At 72.5% G+C, this 24,637-nt stretch carries 26 protein-coding genes; 12 read left to right on the top strand and 14 right to left on the bottom strand.

The window, feature by feature from the left end; genetic code table 11:
- Positions 1-160: 160 nt before the first annotated feature.
- On the bottom strand, positions 161-523 hold the full coding sequence (locus tag ACH41F_RS29885) for a hypothetical protein (RefSeq protein ID WP_391242514.1): 363 nt from the start codon (positions 521-523) through the stop codon (positions 161-163).
- A 301-nt stretch (positions 524-824) separates the two neighbouring features.
- Here ACH41F_RS29885 and ACH41F_RS29880 point away from each other — a divergent pair, with 301 nt between their 5' ends.
- Positions 825-2,903 carry a SpoIIE family protein phosphatase gene (locus ACH41F_RS29880; RefSeq protein WP_391242511.1) on the top strand — a complete coding sequence of 693 codons (2,079 nt, stop codon included), beginning with the start codon at positions 825-827 and terminating at the stop codon, positions 2,901-2,903.
- On the opposite strand, the gene ACH41F_RS29875 is transcribed toward ACH41F_RS29880, so the two are convergent.
- Positions 2,875-3,678, bottom strand: a complete 804-nt coding sequence (locus tag ACH41F_RS29875) for a putative protein N(5)-glutamine methyltransferase (protein ID WP_391242508.1) — start codon at positions 3,676-3,678, stop codon at positions 2,875-2,877. The genes ACH41F_RS29880 and ACH41F_RS29875 overlap by 29 nt on opposite strands.
- A 156-nt stretch (positions 3,679-3,834) precedes the next feature.
- On the opposite strand from ACH41F_RS29875, the gene ACH41F_RS29870 reads away from it, so the two are divergent.
- Positions 3,835-4,239, top strand: a complete 405-nt coding sequence (locus ACH41F_RS29870; protein ID WP_391242551.1) for a MarR family transcriptional regulator — start codon at positions 3,835-3,837, stop codon at positions 4,237-4,239.
- Here ACH41F_RS29870 and ACH41F_RS29865 read toward each other — a convergent pair.
- Both ACH41F_RS29865 and ACH41F_RS29860 read right to left on the bottom strand, forming a co-directional pair.
- Positions 4,236-5,114 carry a GNAT family N-acetyltransferase gene (locus ACH41F_RS29865; protein ID WP_391242505.1) on the bottom strand — a complete coding sequence of 293 codons (879 nt, stop codon included), beginning with the start codon at positions 5,112-5,114 and terminating at the stop codon, positions 4,236-4,238. The two genes, ACH41F_RS29870 and ACH41F_RS29865, sit on opposite strands and share 4 nt — an antisense overlap.
- Positions 5,111-5,320, bottom strand: a complete 210-nt coding sequence (locus ACH41F_RS29860) for a hypothetical protein (RefSeq protein WP_391242502.1) — start codon at positions 5,318-5,320, stop codon at positions 5,111-5,113. The genes ACH41F_RS29865 and ACH41F_RS29860 overlap by 4 nt, the downstream gene beginning before the upstream one ends.
- 153 nt (positions 5,321-5,473) lie before the next feature.
- On the opposite strand from ACH41F_RS29860, the gene ACH41F_RS29855 reads away from it, so the two are divergent.
- From ACH41F_RS29855 to ACH41F_RS29830, 6 genes are all read left to right on the top strand, one after another.
- Positions 5,474-6,079 (top strand): molybdopterin-dependent oxidoreductase, encoded by a 606-nt coding sequence (locus tag ACH41F_RS29855; RefSeq protein ID WP_391242499.1) that lies wholly within the window; start codon positions 5,474-5,476, stop codon positions 6,077-6,079.
- Between the two features lie 91 nt (positions 6,080-6,170).
- On the top strand, positions 6,171-6,890 hold the full coding sequence (locus ACH41F_RS29850) for an FAD-binding oxidoreductase (RefSeq protein WP_391242548.1): 720 nt from the start codon (positions 6,171-6,173) through the stop codon (positions 6,888-6,890).
- 195 nt (positions 6,891-7,085) lie between these two features.
- Positions 7,086-7,685, top strand: coding sequence for a hypothetical protein (locus ACH41F_RS29845; RefSeq protein WP_391242496.1), 600 nt, complete (start codon positions 7,086-7,088; stop codon positions 7,683-7,685).
- Positions 7,686-8,326: 641 nt separating this feature from the next.
- Positions 8,327-9,295 carry an acetylxylan esterase gene (locus ACH41F_RS29840; RefSeq protein ID WP_391242493.1) on the top strand — a complete coding sequence of 323 codons (969 nt, stop codon included), beginning with the start codon at positions 8,327-8,329 and terminating at the stop codon, positions 9,293-9,295.
- 231 nt (positions 9,296-9,526) lie between these two features.
- A complete protein-coding gene (locus tag ACH41F_RS29835) occupies positions 9,527-10,693 on the top strand; it encodes a serine hydrolase domain-containing protein (protein ID WP_398838253.1) in 1,167 nt (388 codons plus the stop codon).
- Between the two features lie 121 nt (positions 10,694-10,814).
- On the top strand, positions 10,815-11,567 hold the full coding sequence (locus tag ACH41F_RS29830; protein ID WP_391242490.1) for a GntR family transcriptional regulator: 753 nt from the start codon (positions 10,815-10,817) through the stop codon (positions 11,565-11,567).
- Between the two features lie 59 nt (positions 11,568-11,626).
- On the opposite strand, the gene ACH41F_RS29825 is transcribed toward ACH41F_RS29830, so the two are convergent.
- Entirely contained in the window at positions 11,627-12,361 is a 735-nt protein-coding gene (locus ACH41F_RS29825) for a methyltransferase domain-containing protein (protein ID WP_391242487.1), read from the bottom strand.
- A 98-nt stretch (positions 12,362-12,459) separates the two neighbouring features.
- Here ACH41F_RS29825 and ACH41F_RS29820 point away from each other — a divergent pair, with 98 nt between their 5' ends.
- The 4 genes from ACH41F_RS29820 (at position 12,460) to ACH41F_RS29805 (ending at position 16,441) form a co-directional block, all read left to right on the top strand.
- The gene (locus ACH41F_RS29820) at positions 12,460-12,861 is read left to right on the top strand and encodes a nuclear transport factor 2 family protein (RefSeq protein ID WP_391242484.1); all 402 of its coding nucleotides are present in this window, start codon (positions 12,460-12,462) and stop codon (positions 12,859-12,861) included.
- A gap of 81 nt (positions 12,862-12,942) precedes the next feature.
- Positions 12,943-13,770 (top strand): class I SAM-dependent methyltransferase, encoded by an 828-nt coding sequence (locus ACH41F_RS29815; protein ID WP_398838251.1) that lies wholly within the window; start codon positions 12,943-12,945, stop codon positions 13,768-13,770.
- 266 nt (positions 13,771-14,036) lie between these two features.
- Positions 14,037-15,176: a transcription termination factor Rho gene (rho, locus tag ACH41F_RS29810; protein WP_398838250.1), complete on the top strand. Its 1,140-nt coding sequence runs from the start codon at positions 14,037-14,039 to the stop codon at positions 15,174-15,176.
- Positions 15,177-15,259: 83 nt separating this feature from the next.
- The gene (locus tag ACH41F_RS29805) at positions 15,260-16,441 is read left to right on the top strand and encodes a D-alanyl-D-alanine carboxypeptidase family protein (protein WP_398838249.1); all 1,182 of its coding nucleotides are present in this window, start codon (positions 15,260-15,262) and stop codon (positions 16,439-16,441) included.
- Between the two features lie 217 nt (positions 16,442-16,658).
- On the opposite strand, the gene ACH41F_RS29800 is transcribed toward ACH41F_RS29805, so the two are convergent.
- The 9 genes from ACH41F_RS29800 to ACH41F_RS29760 form a co-directional block, all read right to left on the bottom strand.
- Positions 16,659-17,591, bottom strand: coding sequence for a glutaminase (locus tag ACH41F_RS29800; RefSeq protein ID WP_398838324.1), 933 nt, complete (start codon positions 17,589-17,591; stop codon positions 16,659-16,661).
- Between the two features lie 46 nt (positions 17,592-17,637).
- Positions 17,638-19,050 carry an aspartate ammonia-lyase gene (gene aspA / locus ACH41F_RS29795; RefSeq protein WP_391242473.1) on the bottom strand — a complete coding sequence of 471 codons (1,413 nt, stop codon included), beginning with the start codon at positions 19,048-19,050 and terminating at the stop codon, positions 17,638-17,640.
- A 118-nt stretch (positions 19,051-19,168) separates the two neighbouring features.
- On the bottom strand, positions 19,169-20,185 hold the full coding sequence (locus tag ACH41F_RS29790; RefSeq protein WP_398838247.1) for an asparaginase: 1,017 nt from the start codon (positions 20,183-20,185) through the stop codon (positions 19,169-19,171).
- A 34-nt stretch (positions 20,186-20,219) separates the two neighbouring features.
- Positions 20,220-21,662: an amino acid permease gene (locus ACH41F_RS29785; protein ID WP_391242467.1), complete on the bottom strand. Its 1,443-nt coding sequence runs from the start codon at positions 21,660-21,662 to the stop codon at positions 20,220-20,222.
- On the bottom strand, positions 21,659-22,342 hold the full coding sequence (locus ACH41F_RS29780) for a FadR/GntR family transcriptional regulator (RefSeq protein WP_398838323.1): 684 nt from the start codon (positions 22,340-22,342) through the stop codon (positions 21,659-21,661). Before ACH41F_RS29780 ends, ACH41F_RS29785 begins: the two co-directional genes overlap by 4 nt.
- A gap of 161 nt (positions 22,343-22,503) precedes the next feature.
- A complete protein-coding gene (locus ACH41F_RS29775; protein WP_398838245.1) occupies positions 22,504-23,340 on the bottom strand; it encodes an undecaprenyl-diphosphate phosphatase in 837 nt (278 codons plus the stop codon).
- Positions 23,341-23,411: 71 nt separating this feature from the next.
- On the bottom strand, positions 23,412-23,774 hold the full coding sequence (gene crcB, locus ACH41F_RS29770; protein ID WP_391242461.1) for a fluoride efflux transporter CrcB: 363 nt from the start codon (positions 23,772-23,774) through the stop codon (positions 23,412-23,414).
- Positions 23,771-24,148, bottom strand: coding sequence for a DUF190 domain-containing protein (locus tag ACH41F_RS29765; RefSeq protein WP_391242458.1), 378 nt, complete (start codon positions 24,146-24,148; stop codon positions 23,771-23,773). Before ACH41F_RS29765 ends, crcB begins: the two co-directional genes overlap by 4 nt.
- Complete coding sequence (locus ACH41F_RS29760) at positions 24,145-24,594, bottom strand: CrcB family protein (protein ID WP_391242455.1); 450 nt, start codon at positions 24,592-24,594, stop codon at positions 24,145-24,147. Before ACH41F_RS29760 ends, ACH41F_RS29765 begins: the two co-directional genes overlap by 4 nt.
- Positions 24,595-24,637: the final 43 nt, after the last annotated feature.

Genomic DNA, 24,637 nt, shown 5'->3' with positions numbered 1-24,637 from the left:
CTTTATGCAACTAGTTGCACAAGTCGGGAGGGTGATACGGACCACCTCGACCACGGGAAGGCGGGGGTGATCCGGGCGTCGACGACGACGGGCGGGCCCGCGTGGCGGACCCGCCCGTCATCCACGCCGTGCACCGGCGTGCCGTACTGGCCTGCTCGGCTCAGCGGCTCTCGAGGCGCAGGTGGAGCTGGCGCTCCTGGTCCCCGGACGTCGAGGAGAGCTCACGCACGGTGAACAGCGAGTCCAGGGTGGCCCGCAGGCGCTCGACGGCCCAGTAGCCGCCCTGCGCGTCGGCCTCCACCGACGACGAGAGCTTCGCGGGCGCCGGGCAGTCGTGCGTCTCGGTGACCTCGAACGTGCCGAGCCACACCATCGGCCGTGACTCGTCCAGTTGCTGGGGCACGTCGTCGGCCCCCCGGTCCGACTCGAAGCACGTGGACAGCGTGTCGAACACGATCCGGGCGTCCTCCTTGTTGCATCCGCTCAGCTCGATGGAGACGGACTCCGCGTGCGATCGGTCCATCACGATGGCTCCTCTCATGGCAGTGGCGCGATGACGCGGGTTCCCCGGTAACCGCGCCACATCCCCAGAAAAGCATCACTGTCCGCACCGGACCAGCCGCGGGCTCGGCACTCGCGCACCGGCAGACGGCCTCCCCGGCCCCCCGGGACCGCCCTGCTACCGTCGCCGGACGCGCTCGCGCGTGTTGAGGGATGGTGGAAGAGGGCGCCGGGGGTGCTCCCGCGGCGGTTGGGCGCGGTAGAACAGGGGAGTCGGCACGGGGGACGACGTGCCGTGTGGACGGTCGAAGGCGGTGCGGGCGATGAGTGCAGCCGGGACTCCGGTCGCCGAGGGCGACGGACCGGTGCGCGGGGCGGTGCAGCCCAGCGGACTGCTCGACGTGCTGGGCGTGGCCTCGGTCGTCCTGGACGCCGAGGGGCGGATCGTGCTGTGGTCCCCCCAGGCGGAGGAGCTGTTCGGCTACACGGCGCGGGAGGCGCTCGGGCAGTTCGCGGCCCGGATCATGGTCCACGAGCAGTACCTCGACCTGGTGGTCAAGCTGTTCGCCGACGTCATGGCCACGGGCGAGGGCTGGGCCGGCGCCTTCCCCATCCGCCGCAAGGACGGCGGCACCCGCCTGGTGGAGTTCCGCAACATGCGGCTGCTGGACGACCGCGGGGACGTGTACGCGCTGGGTCTCGCCGCCGACCAGACCACCGTGCGCAGCCTGGAGCGGGACGTGGCGCTGTCGACGCGGATGATCTCCCAGTCCCCGATCGGGCTCGCCGTCCTGGACACCGACCTGCGCTACGTCTCGGTCAACCCGACGCTCGAACGGCTCAACGGTGTCCCGGCCGAGGAGCACATCGGCCGCACGATGCGCGAGGTGCTGCCCGAGATCGACGTGGACGCCGTCGAGACCGCCGCCCGCGGCGTCCTGGAGACCGGCCGTCCGCTCGTCGACCAGCACTCCTTCGGCCGTACCCCGGCCGACCCGAACGAGGAGCACGCCTGGTCGGTCTCGCTGTACCGGCTGGAGGACACGCTCGGCACGGTGCTGGGCGTGGCCATGTCGGTCGTGGACATCACCGAGCAGCACCGGGCGGCCGTCGAGGCGGAGTCGGCCCGCCGCCGGCTCGCCGTCGTCGCGGACGCCTCCGCCCGGATCGGCACCACCCTGGACCTGGACCGCACGGCCCGCGAGCTGGCCGACGTGGCCGTGCCGGAGCTCGCGGACATCGCCGCCGTGGATCTGCTGGAGGCGGTGGTGGACGGCAGACGCAGCAGCCTCGGTCCCACCGAGCCCGCCGTGATCCGTGCCCTCGCGGTCCGGGCGCACCACGCCTCGGTGGCGCTCGAGGCCGCCGACCCGCCCGGGCAGGTCGCCCGGTACGGCCCCGACCGCCTTGTCACCGAGTGCGTACGCACGGGCCGGCCGGTCCTGGTGGCCGAGGTCCAGGAGTCGGACCTGCCCCGCATCGCCCGCTCTCCGGAGGCGGCGGGGCTGCTGGCCCGCGCGGGCGTCCACTCCTATCTCGCCGTCCCGCTGATCGCGCGCGGCGAGGTCCTCGGCGCCCTCGATCTCAAGCGCACCCGCAACCCGCTGCCGTTCAGCGAGGACGACCTGCTGCTGGCCCGGGAGCTGGCGGCCCGCGCGGCCGTGCAGATCGACAACGCCCGCTGGTACCAGAACGCCCGCGACACCGCCCTGACCCTCCAGCGCAGTCTGCTGCCGAGCCACCCGCCGGTGACCGGCGGCCTGGAGGTCGCCTCCCGCTACCAGCCGGCCGGGGCCACCGCCGAGGTCGGGGGCGACTGGTTCGACGTGATCCCCCTCGACGACTGCAAGACGGCGCTCGTCGTCGGGGACGTGATGGGCAGCGGCATCAACGCCGCCGCGACCATGGGCCGGCTGCGCACCGCGACGAACACCCTCGCCTCCCTGGACCTCGAACCGGCCCGCCTCCTGGAGCACCTGGACCGCATCACCCAGGACCTCGACCACTCGATCGCCACCTGCGTCTACGCCGTCCACGACCCGCGTCTGCGCCAGTGCCGGATCGCCAACGCCGGCCATCTGCCCCCCGTACGGCTGCGTGCCGGACGGGCGCCCGAACTCCTCGACCTGCCGACCGGGGCGCCGCTGGGCGTGGGCGGTGTCGCCTTCTCCACCACGACCGTCGACCTGGAACCCGGCGACCGTCTGGTGTTCTACACGGACGGGCTGGTCGAGACCCGCCAACATCCCCTCGACGAACGCCTGGACGCCCTCCTGGACCTCCTCGACGGCCCCGACCGTCCGCTGGAGGAGGTGTGCGACCTGTTGCTGCGCACCCTGCACCAGCCGGACAACTCCGACGACGTGGCCCTGCTCATCGCCCGTGTGCAGCAGCCGGGTTGAGGCCCAGCACGACGTTGGCGTACCACTCCTCGGAGACGGCCACGCGGGCCGTCAGTCCGCCGTCGGTGAAGGCCTCCAGGGCCGCGGGAGCCTGCCGTTCGCTCGTCTCGACCAGCAGGCAGCCGCCCGGGGCGAGCCATGCGCGGGCCTCGGCGGCGACCCTGCGCAGCACGGCCAGCCCGTCGCCGCCGCCGTCCAGGGCGACCAGGGGCTCGTGCTCGCGGGCCTCCGCGGGCAGGAACGCGACCTCGCCGGAGGGCACGTACGGCACGTTGGCCGCGAGGATGTCGACGCGACCGCGCAGCCGCTCGGGCAGCGCCGCGTAGAGGTCGCCTTCGTGGACGTGACCGCCAAAGGGGGCGACGTTGCGGACCGCGCAGCGCACCGCGGCCGGGTCGACGTCGGCGGCGTGCAGTTCGGCACCCGTGAGCGCGGCGGCGAGGGCGGCGCCCACGGCGCCCGAGCCGCAGCACAGGTCCACGACGACGGCGGCGTCCGGGACGTGGGCGAGGGCCTGTTCGACCAGGAACTCGGTGCGGCGGCGCGGCACGAAGACCCCGGGTGCCACGGTGATCCGCAGGCCGCGGAACTCGGCCCAGCCGACGACGAGTTCGAGCGGGGCGCCGGTGGCGCGGCGGTCCACCATGGCGGCGAGTTCCTCCGGGGTGCCCGCGGCGTCCAGGAGCAACTGGGCTTCGTCCTCGGCGAAAACACAACCGGCGGCACGCAGCGCGGCGACCACCGAGTCGAAGGAGGAGGCGGAGAGAGAAGTCATGGAAGTGGCAACTCTACCCTCGCGGTGTCCGCGCCTTCCGCTCTTCTCGGAATTGGTTGGCATACACAACCCCATCCTCAAGTTGTACTGTGCAACTACACCCGTGGAGGAGGTCCCGTGGACGCAACCGAGGCCGTCGAGAGCATCCAGCGCGAGATGACGGCCTTCGCCCGGCGGGCCCGCGCCTCGGCCGGCCGTATGCACCCCGAGCTGTCGCTGGTCTCCTACACGCTGCTCGGACATCTGGAGGAGCGCGACGGTTGCCGCGCCACCGACCTCGCCGCGCACTACGCCCTCGACAAGTCCACCGTCAGCCGTCAGGTGACCGCGCTGGAGCGCGCCGCGCTCGTCGAGCGGCGGCTGGACCCGGCCGACCACCGGGTCCAGGTGCTGCATCTGACGGAGGCGGGCCGGCGGATCCTCGGCCAGGTCACCGAGAGCCGCCGGGCCGCCTTCCGGGAGCGGCTCGCGGACTGGCCCGAGGAGGACCTCAGCCGCTTCGCCGCGTACCTCGTGCGGTACAACGCCTGGTCGGGCCCGCACGAGGACCGAGCGGACTAGGCGGCCGCCGTCCGCCGGTCCCCGACCGCCTCCGGCGCGCGGGCCGCGCCGAAGGCGGTCGTGCGACGCAGCCGGAACCCCAGGGACTCGTACAGCCGGATGGCGCCGGTGTTCGCGGCCCCGGTGTGCAGGAACGGGGTCTCACCACGCTCCCTGATCCCGTGCGCGACGGCGAGGATCAACCGTGTCCCCAGGCCCTGCCCGCGGAAGGCCGGGTCGGTGCAGACCGCGCTGATCTCCGTCCACCCCGGCGGACGGAGCCGCTCCCCCGCCATCGCGACCAGGGCCCCTGCCCTGCGGATGCCCAGGTACGTGCCCATCTCGACGGTACGCGGCAGGAACGGGCCCGGGCGGGTGCGTTCGACCAGGTCCAGCATCTCGGGCACGTCGGCGGGGCCCAGACGGACCGCTTCCGGCGCGGGGGCGGCGGGCACCCCGTCGTCGACGAGTTGGACGCCGTCCACCTGGAACGTGACCTCCCAGCCGTCGGGCACCTCCCCGCGGTACCCCAGCAGCGGGACCTCCCCGCCCGGCCCGGCCAGGGCCGCGAGGTCCGCCCAGTCGTCGGCGTCCGGTTCGGCCGGCATCGCTAGCCAGGGCGAGACGTCGACGGGGTAGCGCACGATGCGGCCACGCCATTCGGCGAAGTGGGCGTGCGGGCCGGTCAGCGAGGCGAGGGCGGGACTGTCGAGGACGTGGGGCGCGTCGGCCGGGGATGGGGCGGCGGGAGGGGCCTCGGCCGCGGGGGCGGGGACCTGGGCGCCGTCGACCCGACGTCTGTCGCCGTGGGGGGCGTCGGCCGCGGTCACGGAGACGTGGGCGCGCTGCCGCGCCTCGGCCTGCGGTGATGCGGCGGGGGCCGCGTCCGCGCTCATGCGGCACCCTCGATCGCGGGTCCGGTCGCCGCGGCGGCGAGGGACAGGGCTCCGGCGAGGGACAGGCCTCCGGCGGGCTTCCGGGTGGTCCGGGGCCTGGAGGGCGGCGCGGGGTCGGCGCACCTGACGACCGGGGGGCCGAAGGCCTCGATGAGCACCTCGGTCTCCGGACCGCCGTACCGCGTGAACACGTACGCCTTGGGCATCGTTCTCCCACTCTCCTTCGCTCGCGCCGGGCATCAGGCGGCAAGGAAGAGCGGCGGGCTGCTATTCCCGGAGCGGCGCAGAGTTCACACGGCGGCAATGATCGCCGTCTGACCAGGGACAAAGCACCCGGGACGACAGCGTACGGTTGAACCATGAACGTCACCCGAGGCTTCACCGGACGCCCCCGCGTCCACAACACCGGGCTGCCGCCCGGGCAGTACGACGCGGGCGACGACTGGCCCGTGCTGTCCGCGGAGGTCACGCCGGAGCTGTCGCCGGCGGACTGGACCTTCCGTGTCGACGGGCTGGTCGAGACACCGCGCACCTGGGACTGGGACCAGGCGCACGCGCTGCCGGGTTCGGTCTACGAGGGTGACATCCACTGTGTGACGAGCTGGTCGAAGTTCGGGGTGCGGTTCGGGGGCGTGTCCCTGGACGCGTTCCTGGATGTGGTCCGGCCCCATGGGTCCGCCACCCATGTGGTCGCCTACTCCCACACCGGGTACACCACGAACCTCCCGCTGTCCGACGTGACAGGTGGCCGGGCGTGGATCGCGTGGGAGTTCGACGGCAAGCCGCTGGCCCCGGAGCACGGGGGACCGGCGCGCCTGCTGGTGCCGCATCTGTACTTCTGGAAGAGCGCCAAGTGGATCGCGGGCCTCAGGCTCCTCGATCATGACGAGCCCGGGTTCTGGGAGCAGAACGGTTATCACGCGCGGGGCAACCCGTGGGAGGAGCAGCGGTACTCCGGTGACTGAGCAAGCGACCCAGGGATCCCCCTCGTCCACGCAGGGATCACCCTCCTTCACGCAGGCCTCCCCCGCCTTCACTCCCCCGACGCGGTTCGCCGTGCCCGGGCGGATCGCCGTGAGTCAACGCGCCGCCTCCGTGTGGCAGACCGCGACGCTCACCGAGATCCGCCGCGAGACCCCGTACGCGTCCACCTTCCGCTTCGCGGTGCCCGAGTGGACGGGGCATCTGCCCGGGCAGCACCTGATGCTGCGGCTGACCGCGGAGGACGGATATGTGGCGCAGCGCCACTACTCGATCGCCTCCGCACCGGACGACCCGGGGCACATCGAGCTGACCCTGGACCATGTCGAGGGCGGCGAGGTGTCGGGCTGGTTCCACACGGTGGCCGAGCCCGGTGACCGCGTCGAGGTGCGCGGCCCGCTCAGCGGCTTCTTCGCCTGGCCCGGCGACCGGCCGGCCCTGCTGATCGGCGCCGGCTCCGGTGTCGTACCGCTGATGTCGATGGTCCGGCACCACCGGGCGAGGGGCCTGTCCGTGCCCCTGCGGCTGCTGGTCTCCGCACGCGGCCCCGAGGAACTCATCTACGCGGACGAGTTCGGTGCCGAGACGACACCGGTCTTCACCCGGACCGCGCCGGAGGGCGCGGCGGTGGGCCGTATGGCCGCCGCACATGTGGCGCCGCTCCTGGCCGAGCAGCCGCCTGGGGGGTGGGAGGCCTATGTGTGTGGGTCGAACGCCTTCGCGGAGCACGCCTCACGCCTGCTGGTCGAGGCGGGCCAGCCGGTGGACCGGATCCGGATCGAGCGGTTCGGCTGAGGGACGGCGACGTCGGCACCCGCCCGGGGTCGCCATATGGCCCGATTCCATAGGGGGTCGTGGTGAACGATGTCCGGCGGACGGGGTACCAGATCCTTGGGGGCACTCGCATCCGTGCTGGTGCCGAGGGAGACGGACCGGCCCCCGACATGGCCCGTCCCGCCCTTCGGCCCCGGAGACGGCGAGGAGGTCGACATGCGGACCCGGACCCGGGTGCTCGGCTGGCGGTGGCGATGGCGGCGGAATCCGTTGCGCCGGCGGTCGGACGTCATCGAGGCGTGGACGGCGTTGGCGGTGGCCGTGCTGCTGCTCGTGGGCGCCCCGATCGCCGGGGTGGTCGCGGGCGGGTGGGCCCATTCCGAGGCACTGGCGACCGCGACGGCCCAGCGCGCCGAACGGCACAGCGTGCGGGCCGAGGTGGTCGGCCGGGACTCCGACTCGCTGCCGACGACACAGAACACCCGCCGGCACACGTACCGCACGACGGTGCGCTGGACGGAACCGGGCGAGGGCGTGCGGACCGCCACGGTGAGCGTCCCCGGCGGCACGCGCAAGGGCGAGGTCGTCGAGGTGTGGTTCGACTCCCGGGGCCGCAGCGTCTCGGCTCCGCCGAACGGTTACGCCATCTGGCAGTACACCGTCACCACGGGAGCCTGCGCCACGGTCGGCGCGGCCGCCCTGGTCCTCCTCGGTCACACCGTCGTACGCCGCGTGTCCACACGGCGTCGGCTCGCGGAATGGGGCGAGGAATGGGCCCGCACCGAACCACAGTGGTCCCGCCGGCACTGGGCGTGAGCCTCGCCCGCGCGGACCGCGTGGACGTCCGGAAGCAGGCGCGCACCGGGACGGAGCGACCTCGGCAACGCTGGACGTGAGCCTCGCCCGGCGGCCACGGCTCCAGAGCCGTCGCTGCTCGGCAACCCACGTCCCGCAGCCCCCGAGAACTGCGGCTGGCCGAGAGCCGTTCCCCCGCGGCTGACGGAGAGCCGAGCCCTGCACCCGCCGGACGGCCTGTCCGTGATCCCGCCCGGAGCCTCAACGCGCCCGCCAGAACCGCCAGTTCCGGCCGCCCCCCGCCCACGGGCACCCGACCGCCTCAGCAGCGCGACCACGTCACCGACCTCGCCGCCCAAGGCCTCCACGCGGTGGACGCCGCCCGCGGCCCCGTGGGCCAGCGTGCCGGCACCCGCCTCACCGGCCTCGGGTTCGGCTCCGCGTCCCCACCGCGGTGACCCGACCATTGGCGACGGCCACCCCGCCGCCGGAAATCTTCCGAACCCGTCCACGACCAGCAGTTCAGCGCCCTTGACCAGCAACTCCCGGTCGGCGTCAAGGTGTCGCCGTCGGCAGGTGGCTGGGCAAAGTCCTGGCGAGTCGTCCGATGTCACGCGTACGGTGTGATCATCCGCAGTGACTCTCTTCGAAGGCGGTCCTACATGGCCCTGTTCGACCTCCCCCTGGACGAGCTCCACGAGTACCGCAGCGCGTCCGTGGAGCCCGAGGACTTCGACGCGTTCTGGACCAAGACCCTCCAGGAGGCCCGCGAGCACGACCTGGACGCCCGGTTCGAACCGGTCGACACGGGGCTGACGACGGTCGAGGTGTACGACGTGACGTTCGCGGGGTTCGGCGGGCACCCGGTGAAGGGCTGGCTGACGCTGCCCGCCGGGGCCACGGAACCGGTGCCGCTGGTCGTGGAGTTCGTCGGGTACGGCGGCGGGCGCGGGCTGCCGCACGAGCACCTGTTGTGGGCGGCGTCGGGTCGGGCGCACTTCGTGATGGACACGCGCGGACAGGGCAGCGCGTGGGGCGGTGGCGGCGGTACGGCGGACCCGGTGGGCGGCGGGCCCGCCTTCCCGGGTTTCATGACCCGCGGCATCGACGCCCCCGAGAACTACTACTACCGGCGGGTGTTCACGGACGCGGTGCGTGCCGTCGAGGCGGCCCGCTCGCACCCGGCGACCGACGCCTCGCGCACGGTCGCGGTCGGTGCGAGCCAGGGCGGCGGCATCACGCTGGCCGTGGGCGGTCTGGTCCCCGACCTCGTAGCCATCGCCCCCGACGTGCCGTTCCTGTGCGACTTCCCCCGCGCGGCGAAGTTGACGGACCGTCACCCGTACCGCGAGATCGGCCTGTTCCTCAAGACCCACCGTGGTCGCACCGAGGACGCCCTGCGCACCCTGTCGTACTTCGACGGCGTCCACTTCGCCGCCCGCGGCCGCGTCCCGGCCCTGTTCTCGGCGGCCCTGGAGGACCAGACCTGCCCGCCCTCGACGGTCTTCGCCGCCTTCAACGCCTGGGACCACGACGACAAGAAGATCGAGGTCTACGACTTCAACGACCATGAGGGCGGCGGCCCTTACCAGGAGGCCGCGAAGCTGAGCTGGCTGCGCTCCCGCCTCTGAGCGCCCGCCATGACCTCCGGGCGGGCGGCGACCGTGAGGGGCACGCGTACCCCACGCGGCTGCCGCCCCGCCCGGGCAGGACGATCGCCCGGGAACGGTTGACGCCCCCCCCTCGCCCACCCCCCTCACCCGCATCCCACACCTTCCCCCTGGTCCGACCAGTCGGTATGTTCATCGGGCCCTGGTCGCAGTGTCGTGGCCGGGGGTTTCGGCGTACGACGGAGGCGGTCCATGTCCGAGCACGAAGCCCGGGTCGAGGGGCACTGCGACGAGCGGTTCGCGGCGGTGCGGGGGGCGTTCGAGGAGAACTTCGCAGAACGCGGGGAGCTGGGGGCCGCGGTCACCGTCATGGTGGGCGGGCGGACCGTGGTGGACCTGTGGGGCGGGTGGGCGGACGCGGCACGCACGCGGGCGTGGGAGCGGGACACGCTGGTCAACGTGTGGTCGACCTCGAAGGGGCCCGTGGCCCTGTGCGCGCACATCCTCGCCGACCGGGGCCTGCTGGACCTCGACGCCCCGGTGGCCACGTACTGGCCCGAGTTCGCCGCGGCGGGCAAGGAGAAGGTCCTCGTACGGCATCTGCTGTCGCACCGGGCGGGACTGTCCGGGCTGCGCGAGCCGCATGCGCTGGAGCAGCTCTACGACTGGGAGCTGACAGTGAACCGGCTCGCGGCGATGGAGCCTTGGTGGGAGCCCGGGTCACGGTCCGGGTATCACGCGCTGACCTACGGGTTCCTGGTCGGCGAGGTCGTGCGGCGGGTGTCGGGGCTGCTGCCGGGGGCGTTCCTGGAGCGGGAGGTGACCGGGCCGCTCGGCATCGACTTCACGATCGGGCTGCCGGAGAAGGAGTACGGGCGCGCGGCGGAGCTGGTCCGTCCGGGAGTCGCCGCGGACAGTGAACAGGCCGCGATCTTCAGCCAGTTGGCTCCCCCTGCCCGGGCCGCCCTAGCCAACCCGCCGGTCGGCGCCACCGAGGCGAACACCCCGAGGTGGCGGGCCGCCGAGATCCCCGCCGCGAACGGGCACGGCACCGCGCGGGCGGTGGCCGGGCTGTACGGCGTCCTCGCGGGGCGCGGGACCTACGGCGGCCACCGGATCCTGTCGCCCGCGGCGGCCGAGCGGGTGCGCGAGGGACAGGGCGCGTGCCGGGATCTGGTGCTGGGCGCCGGTTTCGCGAGCGAGACCGAGCTGGGCCTGGGGCTGTGGCTGAGCGGGGCGAACGGCTCGTACGGGCCGAATCCACGGGCTTACGGGCACGACGGCTTCGGGGGTTCGTGCGGGCTGGCGGACCCCGACGCGGGGGTGTCGCTCGGTTACGTCATGAACCGCATGGGGCCCCATATCGCCGACGATCAGCGGAAGATGGCGCTGGTCGACGCCGTCCACCGCGCACTGTGAGGGGTGGGGCGGTTTCGGCCGATCCCGCGGGCCGCTCTTCCCTTGTGGTTTAGACCAATGCTAATTCTGGTGGCGCACCGAGCCCGTACGGCTACAGCACGTCACCGACAGGAGGCGCGGCATGGCCCGCACCACCCCGCCCCAGAACCAACCCCTGTACTGGAGGATCGCCACGGAGTTGCTCGACGAACTGCGCGACGGCACCATCCCGCCCGGTGAACGGCTGCCGGGTGAGCGGAAGTTGGCCGCGCACTTCGGCGTCAGCCGGGAGACCGTCCGCCAGGCGCTCCAAGTGCTGCGGCACAGCGGCCTGGTCGCCACCGACCGGCGGGGCAGCCACGCCGCCCTTCCCGCCACGCCGGTCGAGGCCCCGTCCGCCCTCGCCTTCCCGGTGGGCTCGGACACCGCGGGCCCTGGGGCGGCCGACCGGGCGACCGTCACCTGGGAGACTCCCCCGCCGGACCACGCCGAGGCCCTCGGGCTCGCCCCGCACCGGCCGACCCTGGTGCACCGCTACCAGTCGGGCCGCCGGACGGCGGTCACGTCCTTCTCCGCGGTGGCGCTCGCCGAGGTCGCGGAGTTGGGCAGGTATCGGGGGCGGGCCGACGGCAGTGCGTCGGCGCAGCTGGGTCGGGCCTACGACTGGATGCGCAAGGCGGGGCTGACGCTGCACCACCGCGACTCCATCACCCCGCTCGCCGACACGCCCTCGGTCCGGGTCACCCGGCGGGTGCACGACCAGTACGCCCGGCCGCTGGAGATCACCGATCTGGTGCTGGACGCCCAGCAGGAGGCGCTGGTCTACGAGTTCACGGTGCCGGCGGACGACGGCACAGCCGCCCGACGGGGCCCGTCCGGGCCGGAACCCGACTGACCAGGTCCGTCAACTCGTCCACGGGCCACCTCCCGTGAGCGGTCGGGGCGCGCCGCCCGTCACCGGCGCCCACCCGGCAGCCCCGCCACCACCATGCGCACCCGTGGGCTGCCGTCGCCCCGGTTCCCGAACCCGGGCAGCGCGACGAGGTCCACCTCGAACCCGGCACGCTCCAGCTCCCGGCGCACGTCACCGAGCCGGAACACCCGGTAGTACATGACGAACGGCGGCCGCCACACGGCGTTGCGCACCCGCATCACCGCGTCGAAGCCCAGCAGCATCCAGTACCCGAGCGACCCCGGCCGGGGCGGCGCGACGACAGGGAAGGCGAAGCGTCCCCCCGGTCGCAGCACCGAGCGCACCTGGGCGAACAGCCCGGGCAGTTCGGCGGGGAGGAAGTGCCCGAAAGCCCCGAAGCTGACGACGAGATCGAAGGCGGGCCCGAAGGGCAGCGCGCGGGCGTCCGCGCGCACCCAGTCGAGGCGCGGCCCGGTCGCCGGTACGCGTGCTCGGGCCACGTCGAGCATCCCGGCACTGAAGTCGACCCCGACCACACGCTCCCGGCACACCTGTCCGAGCACGTCGACCCCCGCCCCGGTCCCGCAGCACAGATCGAGCCCGGCGTCGAAGGGCCCCATCCGCGTCAGCGCCTGTGCGACGGAGTCGAGCACGGAGTCCGGGGTCCGGAAGGGCGTGTGGTCGAACTTGGGGGCGAGGAGGTCGTAGCCGCGTTCCACGGACGACAGGGCCTGGACGGCGAGTTCCCGCAGGCTCGGACCTTCTGGGCTGAACATCGCGTCAGCTTAGGCGAGCACCACCCGTGGACACCGCGCGCACCGCGCCATACCGTAGGGTGCGATTACTCAACTAATTGACTATGAGGTGAGGTCGGATGCGAGCTTTCCGTGAGGCCGTCGAGGCGTGGGACTTCGACGCGGTCGAGGCGCTGCTGGCCGAGAACGTCGTCTTCACCAGCCCGGTCGTCTTCAAGCCGTACCCCGGCAAGGCGATCACTGCGGCGATCCTGCGGGGCGTCTCCCGGGTCTTCGAGGACTTCCGCTATGAGCGCGAGCTGACCGGCGCCGACGGACGCGACCACGCCCTGGTCTTCTCGGCCCGGGTGGGCGAGCGCACACTGACGGGCTGCGACTTCATCCACGTCGACGACAACGGCCTGATCGACGAACTCACGGTCATGGTACGGCCGTTGTCGGGCGCCCAGGCTCTCGCGGAGGCCATGGGCGCGCAGTTCGACCGGATCGCGAAGGAGGCGGAGACCGGCCGCGCCTCCTGACCTCACCGCAAAGGAGCGATCTTCGGCCGGATCAGGTCCTGCGTCCGCCGCCTGTGGCCCGGCGCACGGTTGGATGGGCCCATGACCACCGACGAGCACGCGCGGTTCATGCGGGCCAACCAGGCGAACTGGGACGCCCGCACCCCCGTCCACCTCGCCAGCCGCTTCTACGGACTCGACCAGGGCCTCGATCCCGCCCGCTGGTTCGCCGGGTTCGAGTGGGAGGACCTCGGCGAGCTGGCCGGCCGCGACCTGCTCCATCTCCAGTGCCATCTCGGCACCGAGACGCTCGCCTTCGCCGAGCGCGGCGCCAGGGCGACGGGCCTGGACTTCTCCGCCGCGTCCGTGGCCGCCGCGAAGGACATCGCGGCGCGGGCGGCGCTGGACGTCACCTACGTGCAGGCCAACGTGTACGACGCCGTGGAGGCCCTGGAGGGACGGCAATTCGACGTCGTCTACACCGGCAAGGGCGCGCTGTGCTACCTGCCGGACCTGCCGCGGTGGGCGGGCGTGGTCGCTCGACTGCTGCGCCCGGGCGGGCGGTTGTATGTCGTCGAGTTCCATCCCCTGCTCAACTCCCTCGGTCCGAAGCCTGCTCCCGGCGAGGGGCCCGAACTGCTGCTGCGCCACGACTACCTGGCAGGCGGCGGTGCCGTGCGCCGCGACGCGACGCACACCTACACCGACGGCCCGGCCGTCGAGGGCGCCACGGACAGCTACGAGTGGATGCACGGAATGAGCGAGGTCGTCAACGCGTTGGTGGAGGCGGGACTCACCATCCGGCGCCTGACGGAGAGCGACGAGCTTCCCTGGCCGCGCTGGGAGCGGATGGTGCGGACGGAATCCGGCTGGTGGCGCCTGCCCGAGCCCCGGATCCCGCTCCTGTACGGCCTGCTCGCCACCCGCTGAACCGTACCGCTGTGGTACGGTGCCGCTAGCACTTGTGTACGCCCCCCTTGTGGGCGCCGGTGCCAGTTCCCTTCAGATCAGCCGAACCGCCCGTCCGTCGTGACCGGCTCCCCGGCTTCCCCGCACCAGCGCGTGGCAGCGTTCCGCCGCCGCGTCCGCGGTGCCGTTCCCCGCCGCCCGAAGGCGCTCCGTCCGCCTTCCCGTCCGCGGCTTCCCTCCCTTCCTCGCATGCCTCATGCCGTCCGTCCTCGAAAGGACCGCCCACCATGACCACCACACTCGAACCCCCCGTCCAGCAGCAGCTCCCGGTCCGCGCGGCCACCGGTGTCCTCGACATCGACGCGAACGGCAAGGGCCATCTGCGCGCCGAGAGCCTGCTGCCCCTGCCCTCCGACCTCCAGGTCTCCCCCGCGCTGATCCGCGCGTACGGCCTGCGCAAGGGAGACCTCGTGGACGGTGTCCGCGGCACCCAGCGCGCCCTCACCGAGGTCGCCCGGGTCAACGGCCGCGCCGCCGACGCGGTCCGCGGTCGCCGCCACTTCCGCGACCTGACGCCACTGCACCCCCACGAACGCCTCCGGCTCGAACACCCGGCGTCCGGTCTGACCGGCCGGGTCGCCGACCTGATCGCCCCCGTCGGCAAGGGGCAGCGCGGCCTGATCGTCGCGCCGCCCAAGACCGGCAAGACGGTCCTCCTCCAGCAGATCGCGGCGGCCGTCGCCGGCAACCACCCCGAATGCCGGCTGATGGTGGTGCTGCTGGACGAGCGCCCCGAGGAGGTCACCGACATGCGGCGCTCGGTACGCGGCGAGGTGTACGCCTCCACCTTCGATCGCACGCCCAAGCAGCACATCGCGCTCGCCGAACTCGTCATCGAACGGGCCAAGCGGCTCGTCGAGGCCGGTGAGGACGTCGTGATCCTGCTCGACTCCCTGACCCGGCTGTGCCGGGCCCACAACAACGCGGCCGCCGCCGGTGGCCGCACCCTCAGCGGTGGTGTCGACGCCACCGCGCTCATCGGCCCCAAGCGGTTCTTCGGGGCCGCCCGGGCCGCCGAGGAGGGGGGCTCGCTCACCATCCTCGCCACCGCCCTGGTGGAGACCGGCTCCCGCGCCGACGACTTCTTCTTCGAGGAGCTCAAGAGCACCGGCAACATGGAACTGCGCCTCGACCGCGAACTCGCCTCCCGGCGCGTCTTCCCGGCCGTCGCCGTCACCCCCTCCGGCACCCGCCGCGAGGAACTCCTCCTGCCCTCTGCCGAGTTGGCCACCATGCGTGGACTGCGCCGCGCCCTTCAGACCCGCGACGGCCACGCCACCCTGGAAACCCTCCTGGAGCGCCTGCGGGCGACCCCGGACAACGCGACGTTCCTGCGCCGCGTCCAGCCGACGCTGCCCGCGGACTGACACACTCCCCCGTCCGGGTGCTCGCGCGCTCCGCACGGCCCGGGCAGCGCCTCGGACGGAGGGTCCGTTCCTACGTTGGCGGTATGACCATCGGATCTTCCTCCCGGGTTGTCGTGTCGGCCTGCGCGCTGTGCACGGCGGGCCTGCTGACGCTCGCCCCCGTCCCGGCGGCCGCGCACACGGGCTCCGACCCCGGCGCCCCCGGCGGGACGCGGGCCTCGGCCCCGCGCCCCGCCCTGCTCTACCGCTCCGGCACACACGTCCGCCCGCACCAGGGCGCCCCCCGGCCCCCGGACGTCTCCGCGCTGTCGTGGATCGTCGCCGACGCCCGCAGCGGGGAGGTGCTCGCGGCACACGACGCGCATCGCAAGCTGCCACCGGCCAGCACGCTCAAGACCCTGTTCGCCCTCGCCGTGCTCCCGGTGCTGCCCGCCGGGGTCCACCACCGGGTGGGGCCCGACGAACTGGCGGACGTCGGGGCCGGGAGCAGCCTGGTGGGGGTGCGGGAAGGGCAGACGTACCGGGTGTCCGACCTGTGGCACGGGGTCTTCCTCAACTCCGGCAACGACGCCGTGCACGTCCTGGCCCGGCTCAGCGGCGGCTGGCGCGCGGCCGCCGCCCGGATGCAGGCCAAGGCCCGGGCCCTCGGCGCCCTCGACACCCACGTCCACTCCCCCGACGGCTACGACACTCCCGGCCAGGTCTCCTCCGCGTACGACCTGGCCGTCTTCGGGCGGGCGGGGCTGCGCAACCCGGACTTCGCGCGGTACTGCGGCACGGTCGAGGCGAGGTTCCCCGGGCGCGGCGGAGGGTCGTACCCCATCCAGAACACCAATCGGCTGCTCACCGGCGCGGACGGGGTGAAGCCCTACGACGGGCTGATCGGCGTCAAGAACGGATACACCAGCCACGCGGGCAACACGCTGGTCGCCGCCGCGCGACGGGATGGCCGCACGCTGCTGGTCACCGTGATGAACCCCCGGTCCGGCGGGGGCTTCGCCGTGTACGAGGAGGCGCGCGAGCTGCTCGACTGGGGGTTCGGCGCGGCGGGGCGGGTGGATCCGGTGGGCTCGCTGGACGCGCTGCGGGTCCGGGCGCGGTCCGGCCCGGAGGCGGTGCCCGCGGCCACGGCCGCCGCCGTCGTCGTCCCCGACGAGGGGTCGGGCTGGTCGCGGACGGGGGCGATCGCCGGGGCCGCGGCACTCGGCGCGCTCGCCGTCGCGTTCGCCCTGCGGGGCAGGACCGGGCGACCGCTGCGGCACTGAGCGGCCGGCAGCCGTGTCAGCAGACCCAGCGCGGTCCAGGCGTCGGCGCCCGGCGCCTCGTCGAGCCGCGGCCGGACCACGTCGGTGCACAGCACCGCGTACAGGGCGCCCGCCGCGCGCGGGTGCCCGGCGCGGACCGGCACGGCAAGGGCCGGGAGAGTCGCGCGCCCCCCTTCGGCCTGGTCCGCTGACAGCGGCGGGGGTGACCGCCGCGGGCTCAGAACACCGACAGTCCCGTGAGGGTCGTGAACCGGTCCAATGCGGCCACCCCGGCCACCGAGTTGCCCCGCTCGTCGAGTCCCGGGCTCCACACGCACAGCGTGCACCGCCCCGGGACCACCGCGATGATGCCGCCACCCACACCGCTCTTGCCGGGCAGTCCGACCCGGTAGGCGAAGTTCCCGGCCGCGTCGTACGTCCCGCAGGTCAGCATCACCGCGTTGACCTGCTTGGCCTGACTGCGGGTGAGCAGCCGGGACCCGTCGGCGCGGATGCCGTGGCGGGCCAGGAAGCTGGTGGCGAGGGCCAGATCGGCGCAGGAGGCGAGCAGCGAGCACTGGCGGAAGTACTGGTCGAGCAGGACAGGCACCGGGTTGTCGATGTTGCCGTAGGACGCCATGAAATGGGCGAGGGCGGCGTTGCGGTCGCCGTGCGCGGCCTCGGAGGCGGCGACCTCCTCGTCGAAGTCCAGGCCCGGGTTGCCGCTCTCGGTGCGCAGGAAGGACAGCAGCTCGCCCGCCGCGTCCCCGGTGCGGGTCTGGAGGCGGTCGGTGACGACGAGGGCGCCCGCGTTGATGAACGGGTTGCGCGGGATGCCGTTCTCGTACTCCAGCTGGACCAGGGAGTTGAAGGGGTTGCCGGAGGGCTCGCGGCCCACGTGCTCCCAGAGCGCGTCGCCCTCGCGGGCCAGGTCCAGGGCGAGGGTGAAGACCTTGGTGATGGACTGCGTGGAGAACGGCTGCCGCCAGTCCCCCACGCCGTACACCGTGCCGTCCAGCTCCGCCACGGCCATGCCGAAGCGGCGCGGGTCGCAGGCGGCCAGCGCCGGGATGTAGTCGGCGGGCCGGCCGCGGCCGGGGGTGCGCTCGATCTCCTCGGCGATGCGTGCCAGGACCGGCTCGAAGGTCATGGACGACGTCATGATCACTATTGTGCCTCCGGGTCGGTCCGGGCGCGCATCAGCGGATCGAGGCGGGTCAGGCCAGAGCCCGGCCGGTGCCCGCGACGACTTCCGGGCGCAGCAGGTCGGCGAGGGTCTCGGCTGGCAACAGGCCCTTCTCCAGGACGAGTTCGGCGACCCCGCGGCCGGTGGCGAGGGCCTCCTTGGCGATGTCGGTGGCGGCCGTGTACCCGATGTGCGGGTTGAGGGCGGTGACCAGGCCGATGGAGTTCTCGACGGTGGCGCGCAGCACCTCGGTGTTGGCGGTGATGCCGTCCACACAGCGCTCGGCGAGGGTGAGGCAGGCGGCGCGCAGGTGGGTGAGGGACTCCGACAGGGAGTGCAGGATGATCGGCTCGAACGCGTTGAGCTGGAGCTGTCCGGCCTCGGCGGCCATGGTGATGGTGACGTCGTTGCCGATCACCTCGAAGGCGACCTGGTTGACGACCTCGGGGATCACCGGGTTGACCTTGCCGGGCATGATCGACGAACCGGCCTGTACCGGCGGGAGGTTGATCTCGCCGAGGCCCGCGCGCGGCCCGGACGACAGCAGCCGCAGGTCGTTGCAGCTCTTGGAGAGCTTGACCGCGATCCGCTTGAGCACGCCGGACATCTGGACGAACGCCCCGCAGTCCTGGGTCGCCTCGACCAGGTCGGCGGCGGTGACCAGCGGCAGTCCGGTGATCTCGGCGAGGTGGCGGCGGGCCGACTCGGCGTACCCGGCCGGGGCGTTGAGTCCTGTGCCGATGGCCGTGGCGCCGAGGTTGATCTCATGGATCAACTGCACGGCCTCGTCCAGACGATGACGGTCCTCGTCGATCATGACGGCGTAGGCCGAGAACTCCTGACCGAGCGTCATCGGGACCGCGTCCTGCAACTGTGTACGGCCCATCTTGAGCACGTCACGGAACTCGACCGCCTTACGGGCGAACGCGTCCTGAAGTACAGCCATCGCCTGGAGCAGGCCGCGCACCGCGAAGACCGTCGCCACCTTGACGGCGGTCGGGTAGACGTCGTTGGTCGACTGGCCCAGGTTGACGTCCTCGTTGGGGTGCAGGTGCCGGTACTGCCCCTTCTCGAACCCCAGCAGCTCCAACGCCCGGTTGGCGATCACCTCGTTGGCGTTCATGTTGGTCGAGGTGCCGGCCCCGCCCTGGATGACGTCGACGACGAACTGGTCGTGCAGCTTGCCCTCCCGGATCTCCCGGCAGGCCTCCACGATCGCGGCGGCCTTCCGCGGCTCCAGCAGCCCGAGCTCCTCGTTGGCGAGCGCGGCGGCCTCCTTCACCGCGGCCAGGGCGTCGATCAGGTGGGGGTAGGCGGAGATGGGCGTCCCGGTGATGGGGAAGTTCTCCGTGGCTCGCAGGGTGTGCACACCCCAGTAGGCGTCGGCGGGGACATCGCGGTCACCGAGCAGATCGTGCTCGCGGCGGCTGACGACGGCGGTCATGAGGGAACGGTTCCTCTTTCGAAGGGGGTGAGGACGACGCGCCCCACAGGGGCGCGGGGAACTGCGCGACCAGCCACAACGGACCCGCGGCCGCACGACAACAAATCGAGGCGAATCCCTAGGCGCAGGCCGAGACAACCACCGGCTCCAGCGACCGAACGGGCCGCACACGCCCGACTTCAAGGCCGCCCCCGAGAAGCGCCTCTCCCCGGAACTCGGTCAGCACAGCAGGGTCGACCCCGGCCCACGCGAGCGCCGCCGCAGCGACCGGCACCCGCGCCCGGTTCGCCCCGTCAGCGATCTTCACGGCAACAGAGCGCCCGTCCGGAAGGGCGGCGACCTGCACGCCCTCGAAGCCGTCCTTGGCCAGCAGCCCCGGCACCGCCCTCATCAGCGCGGCCACGTCCCGACCCGTCCCGGACGCCATCTCCGCGTGCGACCGCATCGCGTCGGCCACCCGGGCCTCGGGGGTGCCCGGCGCCGCGGTGGTGATCCGCGCGGCGGCCCGGGCGAGCCCGTGCAGCGAGACGGAGAAGAGCGGCGCTCCGCACCCGTCCACCGTCACCCGGGCGATCCGCTGCCCCGTGAGGTCCTCGACGATCTCGGCGATCGCCTGCTGGAGCGGGTGCGCGGGGTCCAGGTAGCCGTCGAGGGGCCAGTCGTTGAGGACGCACGTGTAGAGCATCGCCGCGTGCTTGCCGGAGCAGTTCTGGGCGAGCCGGGAGGGCGGTCGGCCCTCCCGCACCCACCCGTCCCGCACGATCGGGTCGAACGGCATGTCCGGCACGTTGCGCAGGGCGTCCTCCCCGAGCCCGGCGAGTTCCAGGATCCGCCGGGTGCCGGCGAGATGGCGCTCCTCGCCGGAGTGGCTCGCCGCGGTGAGCGAGAGGAGTTCGCCGTCGAGCGGGAGTCCGGCCCGGACCATGGCCACGGCCTGCACCGGCTTCAGCGCCGACCGCGGGTAGAACGCCGCCTCGATGTCGCCGAGCTGGAACCGGACCTGGCCGTCCGCGCCGAGGACGACGACGGAGCCGTAGTGGATGCCCTCCACGACCCCGCCGCGTATGAGGTGGGCGACGGGGGCGTGCAGGGGCTCGCGGATCAGGGGTGGGGCCGCGACGGAACTGCTGTACATCACTTCCTGCTTCGGGATGAGCGCGTCACGCGGGTCACGCGTCGACGTCGGTGGTGGAGTTGCGGGCCAGCCGGCCGCGGATGGCGTACCACCCGGCGACCAGCGCGCCGACGATCAACGGCAGGCACAGCACGGTGGTGCGTCCGGCGCCGCCGTCGGCGTACATGAGGACCAGGACGGTGGCGAGGAAGGCCAGCGTCACGAGCTCGGTCCAGGGGGAGCCCGGCAGTCGGTAGCCGGGGCGGGTCAGGTCGCCCTTCTGGGTCTTCTGCCAGAAGAGCAGGTGACAGATCATGATCATGCCCCAGGTGGACAGGATCCCGATCGCGGCGAAGTTGAGGACGATCTCGAACGCGTCGGCGGGGACCACGAAGTTGAGGCCGACGCCGAGCACGCAGATGCCACTGGTGAGCAGGATGCCGCCGTAGGGGACCTGGCTGCGGCTCATCACGCCGGTGAATTTGGGCGCCGAGCCGGACATGGCCATGGAGCGCAGGATGCGGCCGGTGGAGTACAGGCCGGAGTTGAGCGAGGACATGGCCGCGGTGAGGACGACGAGGTTCATCACGCCGCCGGCCGCCGGGATCCCGACGTTGGAGAGCACGGTCACGAAGGGGCTCTCGCCCGCCTTGTAGGAGGACCAGGGCAGCAGCATCGAGAGCAGGACGACCGAGCCGACGTAGAAGAGGCCGACGCGCCACATGATCGAGTTGATCGCCTTCGGCATGATCTTCTCGGGGTTCTCGGTCTCGCCGGCCGCGACGCCCACCAGTTCGACGGAGGCGTAGGCGAAGACGACGCCCTGGATGATCAGCAGCATGGGCAGCAGGCCGTGGGGGAAGACGCCGCCGTGGTCGGTGATCAGGGCCGGGCCGGGGGTGGTGTCGCCGACCTCGTGCTGGGTGACCAGCAGGAAGATGCCGATGAGCATGAAGGTCACCAGCGCGCCGACCTTGATGATGGCGAACCAGAATTCCAGCTCACCGAACATCCTCACCGAGACCAGGTTGACGGTGAGGACCACGGCGAGCGCGACGAGTGCGAGCACCCACTGCGGGATGTCGGAGAACATGCCCCAGTAGTGGGTGTAGACGGCCACCGCGGTGATGTCGGCGATGCCGGTGGTGGCCCAGTTCAGGAAGTACATCCAGCCGGCGACGTACGCGCCCTTCTCGCCCATGAACTCCCGGGCGTACGACACGAAGGCGCCGGAGGAGGGGCGGTACAGGACGAGTTCGCCGAGGGCGCGGACGACGAGGAAGGCGAAGATCCCGCAGACCGCGTAGGCGATGAAGAGGGAGGGGCCGGCGTCGGCGAGCCGGCCGCCGGCGCCCAGGAAGAGGCCGGTGCCGATGGCGCCGCCGATGGCGATCATGTTGACGTGCCGGGACTTCAGCGACTTGCTGTAGCCCTCGTCTCCGGCGTCGACATGGACGGAACGTTTCTGCACGCCGTCGTGCAGGCTCTGCTCGCTCAAGGCTGGGGTTCGCCTTCCGTGGGAGTGTCCGTGCCCGTGCCCGGGGGACGCACGATGTCGGTGAGGGTGGTCTCGACGCGGTCGAGGTGGTGGGACATGGCCTCGACCGCGTCCAGCTCGGAACCGTCGACCAGCGCCTCGACGATCGCCCGGTGTTCCCGGTTGGACTGCTCACGGCGTCCACCGAGTTCGTTGAGGAAGGCCGACTGACGCGCCAGTGCGTCGCGGATCTCCTCGATCACCCGGCGGAAGAGCGGGTTCTGGGCGGCCTCGGCCACGGCCAGATGGAACAGGGTGTCCATCGCGACCCACGCGGTCGTGTCCGTCTCCCGCTCCATGCGCTCCAGCAGATGCGCCAGGTGGTCGAGGTTCTCCGGGGTGCGGCGCAGGGCCGCGTACCCGGCGACGGGGATCTCGACGTGGCGGCGCACTTCCAGCAGGTCGCTGGCCGCGTAGTCGCCGAAGGTGGGGTCCTCGACCGCGTCGGCGACGACGAAGGTGCCCTTGCCGGTCTTGGAGACGGTCAGACCCATGGTCTGCAACGCCCTGAGGGCCTCGCGCAGCACGGGCCTGCTGACCTCCAGGGTGCGGCAGAGCTCGGCCTCGGAGGGGAGCTTGTCGCCGATGGCGTACTCCCCGCGCTCGATGGCGCCACGCAGATGCGCCAGCACCGCTTCCATGGCGCTGACGCGCCGCGGGGGCTGCTGTCCGGCTGTCCGGCTGTCTGACAGGTTCACGGGAGTGATACTCCGGGCGATGGGAGGGTGCTGTCAAGGCGTGTGAAAAAGGATTTTCACGGGGCCCGGGAGATGAATGCCGCCTCACGTCCCGGGCGGGCCGCTCAGCCGTGCAGCACACCCGTGCCGAGGAGACCGAACAGCAGCAGGCCCACGACGATCCGGTAGACCACGAAGGCGTTGAAGGAGTGCTTGGCCACGAACCTCAGCAGCCAGGCGATGGAGGCGTAGGCGACCACGAAGGAGACGGCCGTGCCGACCGCCAGCGGGACCGCGCCCGCGCCGGTGCCGAGCGCGTCCTTGAGCTCGTAGACGCCGGCGCCGGTCAGGGCGGGGATGCCGAGGAAGAAGGACAGCCGGGTGGCGGCCACGCGGTCCAGGTCGAGCAGGAGGGCGGTGGACATGGTGGCGCCGGAGCGGGAGAAGCCGGGGAAGAGCAGCGCGAGGATCTGGGAGCTGCCGACGAGCATGGCGTCCTTGAAGGACGTGTCGTCCTCCCCCCGCTTGTGCCGGCCCCTCTGGTCCGCCGCCCACATCACGCCGCTGCCGACGATCAGGGAGCCGGCGACCACCCAGAGCGAGGCGAGCGGGCCCTGGATCAGCGGCTTGGCGGCGAGGCCCACGACGACGATCGGGATCGTCGCGCAGATGACCCACCAGGCGAACTTGTAGTCGTGGTGGTACCGCTCCTCCCTGTCGCGCAGCCCGCGGCCCCACGCGGAGACGATCCGCACGATGTCCTTGAAGAAGTACACGAGCACGGCGGCGATCGCGCCGACCTGGATGACGGCGGAGAACCCGACCACGGCGTCGTCGTCGACGGGGATGCCCATGAGCCCCTCGACGATCTTGAGATGACCGGTGGAGGAGACCGGCAGGAACTCGGTCACCCCCTCGACGGCTCCGAGGACGACGGCCTGACCGACACTGATGGCGCTCATGGGTTCCAGTTCTCCGGCGGAGGGGCGGATCGGGCGGGACAGTCTTACTACACGCGGACGTGTCCGGATCCTTACGCGCCGAGCGCGCGGGCGAGTTCCACGCCCGCGAACGCCGCCCCGAGCCCCGCGACCAGGGTGCCGCCCACGTTGGCGAGGGCGTACAGGCCCGCGCCCGTCTCGGCCAGCCGCAGGGTCTCGTAGGAGAACGTCGAGTACGTGGTCAGAGCGCCGCACAGGCCGGTGCCGAGCAGGAGCTGGACCTGCGGGGACCCGGCGGCGCCGGTGAGCAGGCCGAGGACGAGACAGCCGGAGACGTTGACCGCGAAGGTGCCCCACGGGAAGACCGAGTCGTGGCGGGACTGGACCGCGCGGTCGGTGAGGTAGCGGAGCGGGGCGCCGACCATGGCGCCCGCGACGACGAGCAGCCAGTTCACGACGAGTTCTTACCCTCCGCGTCCGTTTCCTCCGGCTCGTCCCGGCCCGCGTACCGGATGACCTCGCAGGCGTCGAGGATCACCAACCCCTCGGTCACGAGCTCGTCGAGCTGCGGCAGGAAGGCCCGCACCCGCTCCTCGGTGTCGACGACGACGATCGCGACGGGCAGGTCCTCGCTCAGGGACAGCAGCCGCGAGGTGTGGATCCGGGAGGAGGCGCCGAAGCCCTCGACGCCGCGGAAGACGCTGGCGCCCGCGAGGCCGGCGGCATGGGCGCGGTGCACGATCTCGCTGTAGAGGGGCTTGTGGTGCCAGATGTCGTTCTCGCCGACGAACACCGTCGCCCGCAGGGCACTGCCGGTCAGTCTCGTCATGACGGTCTCCGCTTCAGGACACGGCGGGTGGCGGTGGCGGCGAGCCACACCGCGGCGAGGGCCGCGAGGAGAGTCGCGGCGAGGTAGGCGAAGCCGGTGCCGGGGTGACCGGAGTCGACCAGCTTGCGGATGTCGACGGCGTAGGTGGAGAAGGTCGTGAAGCCGCCGAGGACGCCGGTGCCGAAGAAGGGCCTGACCAGGTGGTGCGCGGCCCACACCTCGGTGACGACGACCATGAGGACCCCGATGGCGGCGCAGCCCGCGACGTTGGTCCAGAAGGTCGCCCAGGGAAATCCGCCCGGCCGGTGGGGCCACCACAGGGAGAGCCCGTACCGGGCCGTGGCGCCGAGGGCCCCGCCGACCGCGACCACGGCGACGACGGGCGCCTGGCCGCGCGGAGGGCGGGGCGCGGGGGTGCGGAGCCTCTCGGCCTCCGGAGTGGTCATGGTCGTACGTCTCCTGCCTGGACGGCCCGGTCGGGGCCGGTCA

The sequence above is a fragment of the Streptomyces sp. NPDC020489 genome, assembly GCF_044386545.1.
GTDB lineage: Bacteria > Actinomycetota > Actinomycetes > Streptomycetales > Streptomycetaceae > Streptomyces.
The sequence above is the reverse complement of the archived record's forward strand: the minus strand, read 5'-3'. Positions and strand labels throughout refer to the sequence as shown.

Bases quoted from the DNA above. Each gene is read 5' to 3' on its own strand.
- ACH41F_RS29885 (WP_391242514.1), bottom strand. From the start codon at position 523: ATGGACCGATCGCACGCGGAGTCCGTCTCCATCGAGCTGAGCGGATGC.
- ACH41F_RS29880 (WP_391242511.1), top strand. From the start codon at position 825: ATGAGTGCAGCCGGGACTCCGGTCGCCGAGGGCGACGGACCGGTGCGC.
- ACH41F_RS29875 (WP_391242508.1), bottom strand. From the start codon at position 3,678: ATGACTTCTCTCTCCGCCTCCTCCTTCGACTCGGTGGTCGCCGCGCTG.
- ACH41F_RS29870 (WP_391242551.1), top strand. From the start codon at position 3,835: ATGACGGCCTTCGCCCGGCGGGCCCGCGCCTCGGCCGGCCGTATGCAC.
- ACH41F_RS29865 (WP_391242505.1), bottom strand. From the start codon at position 5,114: ATGAGCGCGGACGCGGCCCCCGCCGCATCACCGCAGGCCGAGGCGCGG.
- ACH41F_RS29860 (WP_391242502.1), bottom strand. From the start codon at position 5,320: ATGCCCAAGGCGTACGTGTTCACGCGGTACGGCGGTCCGGAGACCGAG.
- ACH41F_RS29855 (WP_391242499.1), top strand. From the start codon at position 5,474: ATGAACGTCACCCGAGGCTTCACCGGACGCCCCCGCGTCCACAACACC.
- ACH41F_RS29845 (WP_391242496.1), top strand. From the start codon at position 7,086: ATGCGGACCCGGACCCGGGTGCTCGGCTGGCGGTGGCGATGGCGGCGG.
- ACH41F_RS29840 (WP_391242493.1), top strand. From the start codon at position 8,327: ATGGCCCTGTTCGACCTCCCCCTGGACGAGCTCCACGAGTACCGCAGC.
- ACH41F_RS29835 (WP_398838253.1), top strand. From the start codon at position 9,527: ATGTCCGAGCACGAAGCCCGGGTCGAGGGGCACTGCGACGAGCGGTTC.
- ACH41F_RS29830 (WP_391242490.1), top strand. From the start codon at position 10,815: ATGGCCCGCACCACCCCGCCCCAGAACCAACCCCTGTACTGGAGGATC.
- ACH41F_RS29825 (WP_391242487.1), bottom strand. From the start codon at position 12,361: ATGTTCAGCCCAGAAGGTCCGAGCCTGCGGGAACTCGCCGTCCAGGCC.
- ACH41F_RS29820 (WP_391242484.1), top strand. From the start codon at position 12,460: ATGCGAGCTTTCCGTGAGGCCGTCGAGGCGTGGGACTTCGACGCGGTC.
- ACH41F_RS29815 (WP_398838251.1), top strand. From the start codon at position 12,943: ATGACCACCGACGAGCACGCGCGGTTCATGCGGGCCAACCAGGCGAAC.
- rho (WP_398838250.1), top strand. From the start codon at position 14,037: ATGACCACCACACTCGAACCCCCCGTCCAGCAGCAGCTCCCGGTCCGC.
- ACH41F_RS29805 (WP_398838249.1), top strand. From the start codon at position 15,260: ATGACCATCGGATCTTCCTCCCGGGTTGTCGTGTCGGCCTGCGCGCTG.
- aspA (WP_391242473.1), bottom strand. From the start codon at position 19,050: ATGACCGCCGTCGTCAGCCGCCGCGAGCACGATCTGCTCGGTGACCGC.
- ACH41F_RS29790 (WP_398838247.1), bottom strand. From the start codon at position 20,185: ATGTACAGCAGTTCCGTCGCGGCCCCACCCCTGATCCGCGAGCCCCTG.
- ACH41F_RS29780 (WP_398838323.1), bottom strand. From the start codon at position 22,342: ATGGAAGCGGTGCTGGCGCATCTGCGTGGCGCCATCGAGCGCGGGGAG.
- ACH41F_RS29775 (WP_398838245.1), bottom strand. From the start codon at position 23,340: ATGAGCGCCATCAGTGTCGGTCAGGCCGTCGTCCTCGGAGCCGTCGAG.
- ACH41F_RS29765 (WP_391242458.1), bottom strand. From the start codon at position 24,148: ATGACGAGACTGACCGGCAGTGCCCTGCGGGCGACGGTGTTCGTCGGC.
- ACH41F_RS29760 (WP_391242455.1), bottom strand. From the start codon at position 24,594: ATGACCACTCCGGAGGCCGAGAGGCTCCGCACCCCCGCGCCCCGCCCT.